Below are 10,168 nucleotides of genomic sequence, written 5' to 3' on the forward strand. Positions count from 1 at the left end.
GATTCAGTTTAGTGCTTCACAAACCGATAGTGTCCCACGCCCCACTCATTCCCGTTCGCGTAGCCGAACAACTCGGCCACGGCCATGTAAAACATTCGCCACCGCTGCAGCCACACAGCCACATCGCGCGCGCCATATGTGTCGACGAGCATCGGCATCACGCGATCACGCGCCGCATCGAGGGCGGCGAGCCACTGATTCGCCGTGTGTTCGTAATGCGTGCCGCTCACCCACCACTGGCGCTCCATGCGCAGATCGTCCTGGAAGTTCAGCAGGAGCGCCTCGGACGGCATCGTGCCACCCGTGAAAAAATACTTCGACATCCAGTCGCTGCCGTCCTGCACCTGAAAGTGATACGCAAGCGTGCGATGCACGAAGATATGCACAAACAGCTTCGCTTCATCGCGCATCCAGTGCGAAATCCTGGCAAGCAACAGTCCATAGTTCTTCATATGCTCGAACATCTCGATCGACACCACGCGATCGAAACCACCGCCAAGCTGCGCTTCATCGAATTCGAAATCGACGACATTGCCCGTGACTACCGAGAGATTGCGCAAACCGGACTCCACCGCACGCGCTTCGATAAACGCGCGCTGCCCGTGCGAATTCGATAGCGCGACGATCTGCGCACGCGGATAACGCGCCGCCAGCCACAACGACAGCGAACCCCACCCGCAGCCGAGATCGAGAATCCGCTGACCGTCGGCCAGTTCCGCACGTTCGGCGTAGCGTTCGAGCATCGCCACTTCGGCTTGTGCGAGCGTCTCGTTGCCGCTCGGGTACAAGCAGCATGAATACTTCAGATGCGGTCCGAGATGCGCATGGAAAAACGACGCCGGCACCTCGTAATGCTGCGTGTTGGCGGCCTGTGTTTCGATGGCGATCGGACTCGCGCGCAAGTCGTCCAGCAGACGGTTGAGCCGTTGCGCGCGCAACTCGCCGTTGCCGATCGCTTCGTCGCGCAAACGCTGGCGCATCAGTTGACGCATGCCGAAACGGATCAGACTGTCGGGCAGCCAGCCGCGTTCGCAGCTCTGGATCAGCCAGCCGTCACCATGCTCAGTTGGCGACGATGGCGGCATCGTATGGTCGGTAGTGGAAAGGCTCATGAGACTGACTCCCTATCGTTTTTCTGGACTTTCTGAACATTCACTCACGTCGTAGCTGACTCATTTCAACGCCGCGGCGGCCACGGAATCAGCGCGCTGGTCGTGCGCATGTAATCGGCGTAACCGGCACGCCTTTTCGCCATGCTTTCTTCGAGCAGCGGGATGCCGGAAAGCTTCAGCAGCAGAAACGCCATCAGCACCGGCGGCAACAACGTCAACCAACCCCAGGGTGTGCCGATCGACAGCGCGATGTAAGCCACCCAATGCACACATTCAAAGAAGTAGTTCGGATGCCTTGAATAACGCCACAAGCCGACGCGGCACACGCTGTCGTGATTGGCCGGATCCTGCGTGAAGCGTTTTAGTTGCCGGTCCGCGATACCTTCGCCGGCTACCGAGACGATCCACAGCACGGACGCCAGCGCGATCCATCCGATAGCCGGCGGACTGCCCCGGTACGACGGCACCAGAAATGCGATCGACAGCAGCATCGACACCGCGACTTGCGCCTGAAAAAACCAGAATATCTTGCTGGCGGCCTTGTTGCCCCATTCTTCACGGAAGCGGCGATAGCGTGCGTCTTCAGGCTTGCCGTAGTTGCGTTTCCACAGATGCGTGCCGAGCCGCACGCCCCACACCAGACCACCCAGCGCAGTCAGTGCGCGCGACACTGGGTCGCCGGTGCCGAGCACGGCGTAGAGCACCGCGACCAGGCCAAGCGAATAGGCCCAGACTGGGTCGACCATGCCGGCGTTCGCAGTCTTCAACTGCCATGCCCAGACGGCGCTGAAAATCACGACGAGCCCGATCAGGGCAATCGCGGCGGCGGCAAGTGGCGGCATGGGACCCCCGTTCAATGGCGATGCGAGTTATACGCTGTAAGGGCGCGATCGGATGCGCGCGAGCGGGATTTCCGGTCCAAACACCTGCTCCACGGCGTTAGGCGTCCGCGGCCCGATAGCGGTATCGTGTCGGCAACGCCCGCCTCCACCGAATTTCCCGCTCATGCCTACCCGCTTCAACGCAGCGTTCACCGCGCTGCTCGCCGCCGCCCTGTTCGGCGCGACCACCCCGCTCGCCAAGGCGCTGCTCGGCTCGCTGTCGTCGTTTCTGCTCGCCGGCCTGTTCTACCTCGGCAGCGGTGTCGGCCTTGCCGCTGTGATTCTGGCGCGCCGCCTGAAAGGCCACGCGCACGATTTCGCTTGGGACGGCGACGAGCCGCACACGCATCCGCATTCCCATGCGCCGGTCACGCATGCGCACGCGCATTTCCCCGATATTCATCACCGGCATACGCATTGATTTCTCCCGGCACCGCGCACTGCGGGCGTTTGCGGCAGTGCAAGACAAAAATCTCTGTGGGACGACTCACGCGATAGATCGATTCAATTGGTATCGCGGCCAATCGCATCCTGTAATGAAACTCCTGTCGTGCGTGCCTGTTCCTTGCAATTCCCCTACCCACCCCGCTTTCCCCGGAGAAATCCATGTCCCAACCCGAGCCTAACGTCGACGAAGTGGTGAGAAGCATCGCAGAGGAAACCGACACGCCCACGGAAACGGTCTCGAAGATGTATGCAGACACACTCGCCGACTACCGGCACGAAGCGCGTGTGTTCGATTACGTGCCGCTGTTCGCCGCGAAGAAAGTACGCGACAAGCTGCGCCATCCGTCGAAGCAACAACATTGATACGGCGGCGCGCGGAGACCACCGCCTGCCTGGCAGCACGATGAATCGACCCCGCTGGCTCGCGTGGCGATTCGCCAGAACACGTACCGGTTTATTTTTCCCACTGCTAGACTTTGACCCGGATACATCGACTCGGGGGAAGATGGCATGCGGGTGACAATCGTAGGCGCGGGCATTGCCGGCTTGAGCACCGCGTGGTGGCTCGCAAAGCTCGGACACGACATCACGCTGATCGAGCAGGGCTCGATTCCGAATCCACTCGCCGCCTCCGGCGACCGGCATCGAATGATCCGTCGTGCGTATGGTGATGCCGACGGCTACGCACGCACCATCGCCGAGGCGTTCGATAGTTGGGATCTGCTGTGGAATGACCTGGGTGTATCCCACTATGCGAACTGCGGCGTGCTCGGTATTTCGCAGCGCGCTGGCGATGGCGCCGAGCTATTCCGCGCCGGCCTCGACCGGATGAAATTCGAATATGAACAACTCGATCCGCGCGAAGCGGCCGAGCGCTATCCATTTCTCGACCCCGCCACGTTTCGCTATGCCTACCTCGATCATGATGGCGGCGCTCTATTTAGCGAACGCATTGCACGCGACATGAAAGCGTGGCTCAAGATGCGCGGCGCCGAGATTCGCACGCATACCAAGGTACTCGCGGTCGATGCGCGCACCGCCTCCGTGCGGCTCGAAGACGACACCCTCATTGCCGCCGACCGGCTCGTGGTCACCGCCGGTGCATGGACGCTGCAACTGTTCCCCGCGCTCGCCGAAAACCTGATGACTTATCGCAATGCGGTCGCGTATATGGAGCCGCCTGCGGATCTGGAGGACGCATGGTCGAATGCGCCCGCTATCGTCGATATCGGTGGCGATAGCGACGGTTATGTGCTGCCGCCGGTCGAAGGTGTCGGCCTGAAGTTCGGCGCCGGTGTGCACAGATCCAGTGCGCCTGATCCTGACGCCAATCGCGTCGCGGCGCCCGGAGAAGGCGACAGTCTGCGCCGGTTGTTTTCACCGCCGTTCGGCCGTATCGACGAATATACGGTGACCGAAGTCAAAACCTGCGCCTACACGTTCACGGCGGACAAACGCTTTTTTTCGAAGCGCATCGGCAACACGCTGGTTGTGTCGGCATGCTCAGGCCACGGCTATAAATTCGGCGCCGCGATCGGACGCCGGGTCGCGCAAGCGCTGGATACCGATGACGACGCCATGCTCGCGCGTTGGCTCAGGGCGGAAACGGTTTAGCTTTCTTTCTTCATGGCAATAAGACGTTCGCGGTCCAGCCCACGCACCACGGCGGCGAGTCGCGTCACCAGCGCGTCGGCTTCGTGCGGTTTGATACCCGCGTAGCCAAGCATGAAGCCGTTGTAGCGCGCGGCGTCTTTAGCGGGTGCCTGACAAAAAGCGCTTAACGCAGCGATACGCAAACCGTGCTCTCGCGTCGCTGCGCTCACGTCCTGGTCGCGCAGCGGCACATCGAGCCGCACCGTCAGATGCATGCCGCCGCCGTCGGACGAGACCGTCACCAGGTCGCCCATATGCCGCCCAATCGCGTTTACCAACGCGGTGCGACGCTGCTGATAAAGACGCCGCATGCGCCGCAGATGCCGCGCATACTTTCCGCTGTCGATGAAATCCGCCAAGGCGATCTGTTCCGCCACGCGCCCTTGCCGTGCGATCTCGCTGAGCGCCTCGTCGATATCGGCGACGAGATGCGCCGGCACGACCATGAAGCCCATACGCAGCGCAGGAAACATCGTCTTGCTGAAGGTGCCGAGGTAAATCACCGGCGTGTCGGCCGCGAGACCCTGGATCGACGGCAACGGCGGACCGCTGTGGCGCAGTTCGCTGTCGTAGTCGTCCTCGATAATCCATGCGCCGCGCGCCACCGCATTCTCGATGATCGACCAGCGCCGTTCCAGACTCAGCACGCTGCCAAGCGGATATTGATGCGAGGGCGTGATGTACATCAGGCGTGGCGGCGTCTGCTCCCAGTGATCGGGCGTCGGCGCCATGCCGGCGGCATCGACGGGAATCGGCACCAGTTGCAAACCGGCTGCCTGAAACGCAGCCTTCGCGCCGTGATAGCCGGGATCCTCGACCCAGACGCTGTCGCCGGGGTCGGCCAGCATACAGGCGCATAGATCGAGACTCGCCTGCGTGCCCGAGGTGACGAACACCTGCCCCGCCGAACAGCGCACGCCGCGCGACACGCGCACGTATTCCGCAATCGAGCGGCGCAATGCGGGGTGCCCGGCGTTATTGCCGTAGCCGAGTTCGCTCGGCTCGACCGAACGCCATGCGCGCTCCATCGAGGCACGCCATTGCGCGAGCGGGAATTCATCGAGTGCGGGCACACCGGGACGAAACGGCGTAGGGTCGTCGGGGCTCGCGCGTTCGCGCGGCAGATCAGCGACGCGGCGCGACAGGCGGTTTTCGGGCGCCTGCACGCCGCCGCTCGCTGTGGAAATCGAAGCGCCCGAACCGCTCACCATACTGACGACGGAACCATGCCGGCTCGCCGTGATGAAGCCCTCTTCGGTGAGCCGTTCGTATGCGTAGAGCACTGAGTTGCGCGCAATGCCCAATTGTTCGGCGAGCGCTCGCGTGGCGAGAAGGCGGCTGCCGTGGCGGATATCGCCATCGAGAATCGCGCGGCGCAAACTCTCGTAGAGCAAGTCCTGCTGCGTGAGCTTGCGCCCGCCCATCGCACGCTCGACATTCGACATCAACAGGCCGTAGTCCAAATTCGTGGCTCCAAATTCTGGTCGCATTGTGGAGCTAACAATGGTGCCACAAATTTCCTATGCTAACGGTTCCAGAGTCGCCACCCATGAATATCACGAGAGGGGCCGATGCCATGAACACGCATGCACGCCGCACCGTAACCTCACGCCTAAGCTACGGCGCCGCAGTGAAGGGGTGTGTGGCGCTGGCTTGCATGGCCTATGCCTATGGCGCGCTCGACCCCACAGCAACCGCGCGAGCAAGGCTGGACGCCTGCGTAAACGAAACTCTCGGGCAACGCGGTAGCACGGCCGGCGCCGCTACCGCAACAACCGCCAGCGAGGAAGATCGTGAGCAGGCATTCAGCGCCGCCCTCTACGCTTGCTCGACGCAGCCCTAGCGGTGGCGATCCGCTCGCCGTCAACCATAACCAGACAAGGAGCCACACTCATGTCCGATTCGATTCAAATCCGCCCCGTCACGCCGGCCGACTTCAACGCCTGGCTGCCGCTGTGGGACGCCTACAACGCGTTCTACGGCCGTTCCGGCGAAACGGCATTGCCGCGCGAGATCACGCAGGTTACGTGGGGGCGTTTTTTCGACGGCTACGAGCCGATGCACGCGATGGTCGCCGACCGCAACGGCCAGTTGCTCGGCCTCGTGCACTTCCTGTACCACCGTCACACCACCATGATCGCGCCAACGTGCTATCTGCAAGATCTCTACACGCTGGAGTCGGAACGCGGCAAAGGCGTCGGCCGTGCACTGATCGAAGCGGTGTATGCCCGAGCCAAGGCCGACGGTTTGCAACGGGTCTACTGGCAAACGCATGAGACGAATCACACGGCGATGAAGCTGTACGACAAGGTCGCGGAGCACTCCGGTTTCGTGGTGTACCGCAAGGCGTTGTAACGTCGAATTACGCGCTCGCATAGAAGGCGTTCGACCCCCTCCTCGCGCCGCCCGCCATGGGCGGCGCGCAGCATTCGCATGCCCGGCCCCTTGTCCGGCCGCCATGTGAGTCGCATCTCTTGCACCGATTCGGTTCGCAGCCACGCCCTCACCGCTCAAGTTTGCATGCAACCTGCCGTTATCGCCATTGGACGGAGCACCATCTGGCTCCCACGCGACCTTGGGCGATCTCCTCACGGAGGGCCGCAAAACGAATCGGAAACTGTACATGCCTTCGATCATCGGCATCGATCTTGGAACCACGCATAGTCTTGCCGCGCTCTGGCATGACAACAAGGCTGTCCTCATCCCAAATGCATTGGGCGACGTGCTGACGCCGTCGTGTGTCTCTATCGACGACGACGGCTCAATTCTCGTCGGCCGGCCCGCTCACGATCGCTTGCATACGCATCCCGAACGCACCGCCGCGAACTTCAAACGCTACATGGGCACGAATCGGAACGTGTCGCTCGGCGTGCGGACACTGCGTCCGGAAGAACTGTCCTCGTTGGTGCTCAAATCGTTGAAAGCCGATGCGGAGGCGTTTCTCGGCGAAGCGGTACGCGACGTCGTGATCGCCGTGCCGGCCTATTTCAGCGACGCGCAACGCAAGGCCACCCGCATCGCCGGCGAACTGGCCGGCCTCAATGTGCTGCGCCTCGTCAACGAACCGACCGCGGCGTCGCTCGCGTACGGCGTGCATCAACGCGATAGCGAACGCAAATTCCTGATCTTCGATCTGGGCGGCGGCACATTTGACGTCTCGGTGCTCGACTTCTTCGAAGGTGTGATGGAAGTGCGCGCCAGCACTGGCGACAATTTTCTGGGCGGCGAAGATTTCACCGAAGCGCTCGTCGAGTTGTTCTGCCAGCGTAATAGCCTTCGAATCAAATCGCTCACGCCGATTGCCGCGCAACGTCTGCATCAGCAGGCTGAACGTGCAAAACGTCTGCTCACGCAAAACGGTGCTGGGAGCGTCACGCTCAAGCTCACGGTCGGCGACGCAGAGCACATCCTCGAACTCGACGCGGCCACCGCAGAACAAACCTGCGAGCACCTGTTGCAACGGCTGCGCAAACCCGTCGAGCGTGCGTTGCGCGATTCGAAGATCGCCGTCGATGCGCTCGAAGAAATCATCCTCGTCGGCGGCGCCTCGCGTATGCCGATGGTACGCAAGCTGGTCTCGAAGATGTTCGGCCGCTTGCCCGCCGTCAATCTGAACCCGGACGAAGTCGTGGCCCTCGGCGCCGCCGTCCAGGCAGGGCTCGTCACGCGGGACGCCGGCCTCGAGGAAATGGTGCTGACCGACGTCGCGCCATATAGCCTCGGCATCGATACCGCGATGCCGCTTGGTGCCAGTCAATATGTGCCGGGGCACTTTCTGCCGATCATCGAGCGCAACACGATTGTGCCGGTAAGCCGCATGCAGCGCATTTTCACCGTGAGCGAGCGTCAGCAGATGCTGAGCATCAAGGTGTTCCAGGGCGAAGCACGTTTGACCGTTGACAACGTGCCGCTCGGCGAATTCACGCTCGACGTGCCTGTCAAGCCGGCAGGGCAGGCAGGCGCGGATGTCCGGTTTACCTACGACATCAACGGCGTGCTGGAAGTGGAAGCCACGGCCTTTCCCGGTGGTGTGAAACGGGCGATGGTGATCGAAGAAAATCCTGGCGTGCTGACACCGGCGGAAATCAGCGCACGGCTCGCCACATTGGCTGCGCTGAAGATCCATCCGCGCGACCAACTGGAGAATCGCACGCTGCTCACGCGCGCGGATCGTGTCTATGAGGAAACGCTCGGCGACCATCGGCAGTATCTGGCCGCATATATCTCGCGGTTCCAGTCGTTGCTCGAGCGGCAGAACGCCGAGGAAATCGCGCATGTGCGCAGCGAACTGAGCGTGCTGCTGGATCGCTTCGACGTGCATGTGACTTACTGATCGGCCATGGATACGACTTCTGCCTATCACTGGCCGTGGAATGTGCTCGGCATTGCCGCGAACGCCGACGAACGCAGCGTGCGCCGCGCTTATGCGCGTCTCCTGAAACAGCAACGCCCGGATGAAGACGCCGAGGCATTTCAGCGGCTGCGGTATGCGTATGAGTCGGCTTTGCAGATGGCGAGCGCGAGCACCGAGGCCGCCGTCGAACCCTTGCCAAGCGCAGAAACGATGCAGGCTTCGCGTGCGACACTTGCAACGCAACAGACGTCACAACCATCCAGCTTTACACCAGCGCAGCCCGAGTCCGAAGCGCACTCTCGCGAACCCGATGCCTTCGAACGCGCTGTGCAGTTGTGGCAGAACTTCGTCGCGCAACCAGACCAACTCGAGTCGCGCCGTTCCCTGCAGGATCTGTTCGCCGACGTCGTTAACATTCAGACGCGCGACGAGCTCGAATGGCAAGCGCTGATTCATTGCCTGAACGAGGATGCGCCGGCCACGCTACGCATGAACCTGAGCGCGGTCCTGGGATGGCGGGACAATGCCGCCCATCTGCATCGCCGCAACGCGGCCATCGCGACCCTCGCACTGGACCGTGTATTCGCCGACGAGGACTACAACGCGCTGCGCCTGCGCTACACGAATGCCATGGTCCTGCTCGAAGGGCCGCAGCCGCCGTTGGCGACCGGTGCACACGCTCTGCTTCGCGCAGGCGTGCGTACCGGGATGGAACAGTTGCTGACTGCGCTCAATCGCTATCATCCGAATGTCGTGCGCCTGCGGCTCGACAGCGAGAAGGTCGAATTCTGGACCCGCTGCCTGACGTTCCGGATTGGCGCAGGCCGACTGTTCGGCCCAGCGCTCACGCTAAGCGCCTGGTGCGGGTTGCTGTTCGCGAACGCTTCGATGGGCCTCAATCGCGATCAGTGGTTCGATCAATGGACGCCCGTTCAGTGGGCCGTGCTTCTGGCCACGCTGATGGTGACGCTGGTCGCCAGCGCCGCGACAACTGTCCTGCTGTCCGAACCGCAGCAACAGCGACTGCGGGCGCTACGCTCGATGGGCTGGCTGCGTTATGGCTGGGTTCCGGTTTGGCTTGGCGCGACTGCCGCTTCGTTGTGCGACGACGGCAGCGGACGCTTGACCTCGATCGCAATGGACACGCTCGGCATCTGCACGATGTGGGCCGCGTTGATCTACGGATGGCCGCGTATTAAGCAGTTCGTAATACTGGCCGCCGTCGGTGCGATCGGATTTGGTTTCGCCGGCCATTGGCTCGCCACCGATCCTCGCGCATGGCCGATGCCGTTCGCGCACGGCATGCTGTTCGCTTTCTTCTTCTCTTTTGCGCAACGGGAGTGGCGCGGCTGGCTCGCACGTCGGCCGCACCTCGCGCGCTTTGGGGCAGCGATGTGGTTTGCGGGTTTCGCCGCGTTGATCGTTCTGCTGCTGCAGCGGGACGAGCGTTCGACGCAATTCGCATGGGCGCTCTTTACGGTCATGGCCGCGGCGGGCGGTGTATTGGCGACGACGCGTTGGAATGATCTGCGCCGGGCTGTGCCGGGGTTTTTCCGTGGCTATGTCCATCTCGCCTGGTTCGCGTTCGCACTCTCCAAGCCGGACATCATCGCTTGCGTGAGCGCGGGGCTGATGAGTGTCTGGATTATCGAAGAGCTGAAGCAACGTCGGCTATCGCCGCGAACGGCGCCGTAAGGTCGCATCTAAAGATACCGTCAACA

Annotated in this window: 9 protein-coding genes and 1 pseudogene; 7 read left to right on the plus strand and 3 right to left on the minus strand. The window is 62.3% G+C overall.

Going from position 1 to position 10,168, the window contains the following annotated elements:
- Positions 1-8: 8 nt before the first annotated feature.
- Both PQR40_RS34700 and PQR40_RS34705 read right to left on the minus strand, forming a co-directional pair.
- The gene (locus tag PQR40_RS34700; protein WP_408388444.1) at positions 9-1,112 is read right to left on the minus strand and encodes an SAM-dependent methyltransferase; all 1,104 of its coding nucleotides are present in this window, start codon (positions 1,110-1,112) and stop codon (positions 9-11) included.
- Positions 1,113-1,177: 65 nt separating this feature from the next.
- Positions 1,178-1,954: a DUF1295 domain-containing protein gene (locus tag PQR40_RS34705; protein WP_408388446.1), complete on the minus strand. Its 777-nt coding sequence runs from the start codon at positions 1,952-1,954 to the stop codon at positions 1,178-1,180.
- 163 nt (positions 1,955-2,117) lie between these two features.
- On the opposite strand from PQR40_RS34705, the pseudogene PQR40_RS34710 reads away from it, so the two are divergent.
- From PQR40_RS34710 to PQR40_RS34720, 3 genes and pseudogenes are all read left to right on the plus strand, one after another.
- A pseudogene (locus tag PQR40_RS34710) lies at positions 2,118-2,291 on the plus strand (EamA family transporter); the annotation flags it as partial.
- Between the two features lie 308 nt (positions 2,292-2,599).
- Entirely contained in the window at positions 2,600-2,803 is a 204-nt protein-coding gene (locus PQR40_RS34715) for a DUF3562 domain-containing protein (protein WP_408233836.1), read from the plus strand.
- Positions 2,804-2,950: 147 nt separating this feature from the next.
- Positions 2,951-4,054, plus strand: a complete 1,104-nt coding sequence (locus tag PQR40_RS34720) for an NAD(P)/FAD-dependent oxidoreductase (protein ID WP_408510834.1) — start codon at positions 2,951-2,953, stop codon at positions 4,052-4,054.
- On the opposite strand, the gene pdxR is transcribed toward PQR40_RS34720, so the two are convergent.
- Entirely contained in the window at positions 4,051-5,556 is a 1,506-nt protein-coding gene (gene pdxR / locus PQR40_RS34725) for a MocR-like pyridoxine biosynthesis transcription factor PdxR (RefSeq protein ID WP_408388450.1), read from the minus strand. The genes PQR40_RS34720 and pdxR overlap by 4 nt on opposite strands.
- Positions 5,557-5,642: 86 nt before the next feature.
- Between pdxR and PQR40_RS34730 the strand changes: the two genes are divergently transcribed.
- The 4 genes from PQR40_RS34730 (at position 5,643) to PQR40_RS34745 (ending at position 10,142) form a co-directional block, all read left to right on the plus strand.
- Positions 5,643-5,936, plus strand: a complete 294-nt coding sequence (locus PQR40_RS34730) for a hypothetical protein (protein WP_408510835.1) — start codon at positions 5,643-5,645, stop codon at positions 5,934-5,936.
- Between the two features lie 50 nt (positions 5,937-5,986).
- Positions 5,987-6,448 carry a GNAT family N-acetyltransferase gene (locus PQR40_RS34735; RefSeq protein WP_408337881.1) on the plus strand — a complete coding sequence of 154 codons (462 nt, stop codon included), beginning with the start codon at positions 5,987-5,989 and terminating at the stop codon, positions 6,446-6,448.
- Positions 6,449-6,716: 268 nt separating this feature from the next.
- Positions 6,717-8,426, plus strand: a complete 1,710-nt coding sequence (locus tag PQR40_RS34740; protein WP_408388454.1) for an Hsp70 family protein — start codon at positions 6,717-6,719, stop codon at positions 8,424-8,426.
- 6 nt (positions 8,427-8,432) lie between these two features.
- Entirely contained in the window at positions 8,433-10,142 is a 1,710-nt protein-coding gene (locus PQR40_RS34745; RefSeq protein WP_408510836.1) for a J domain-containing protein, read from the plus strand.
- Positions 10,143-10,168: the final 26 nt, after the last annotated feature.

Source organism: Paraburkholderia sediminicola, from assembly GCF_046026855.1.
In the GTDB taxonomy this organism is placed as follows: Bacteria; Pseudomonadota; Gammaproteobacteria; order Burkholderiales; family Burkholderiaceae; genus Paraburkholderia; species Paraburkholderia sediminicola_A.

Coding starts and splice junctions, on each gene's coding strand:
- PQR40_RS34700 (WP_408388444.1), bottom strand. CDS start 1,112: ATGAGCCTTTCCACTACCGACCATACGATGCCGCCATCGTCGCCAACT.
- PQR40_RS34705 (WP_408388446.1), bottom strand. CDS start 1,954: ATGCCGCCACTTGCCGCCGCCGCGATTGCCCTGATCGGGCTCGTCGTG.
- PQR40_RS34715 (WP_408233836.1), top strand. CDS start 2,600: ATGTCCCAACCCGAGCCTAACGTCGACGAAGTGGTGAGAAGCATCGCA.
- PQR40_RS34720 (WP_408510834.1), top strand. CDS start 2,951: ATGCGGGTGACAATCGTAGGCGCGGGCATTGCCGGCTTGAGCACCGCG.
- PQR40_RS34730 (WP_408510835.1), top strand. CDS start 5,643: ATGAATATCACGAGAGGGGCCGATGCCATGAACACGCATGCACGCCGC.
- PQR40_RS34735 (WP_408337881.1), top strand. CDS start 5,987: ATGTCCGATTCGATTCAAATCCGCCCCGTCACGCCGGCCGACTTCAAC.
- PQR40_RS34740 (WP_408388454.1), top strand. CDS start 6,717: ATGCCTTCGATCATCGGCATCGATCTTGGAACCACGCATAGTCTTGCC.
- PQR40_RS34745 (WP_408510836.1), top strand. CDS start 8,433: ATGGATACGACTTCTGCCTATCACTGGCCGTGGAATGTGCTCGGCATT.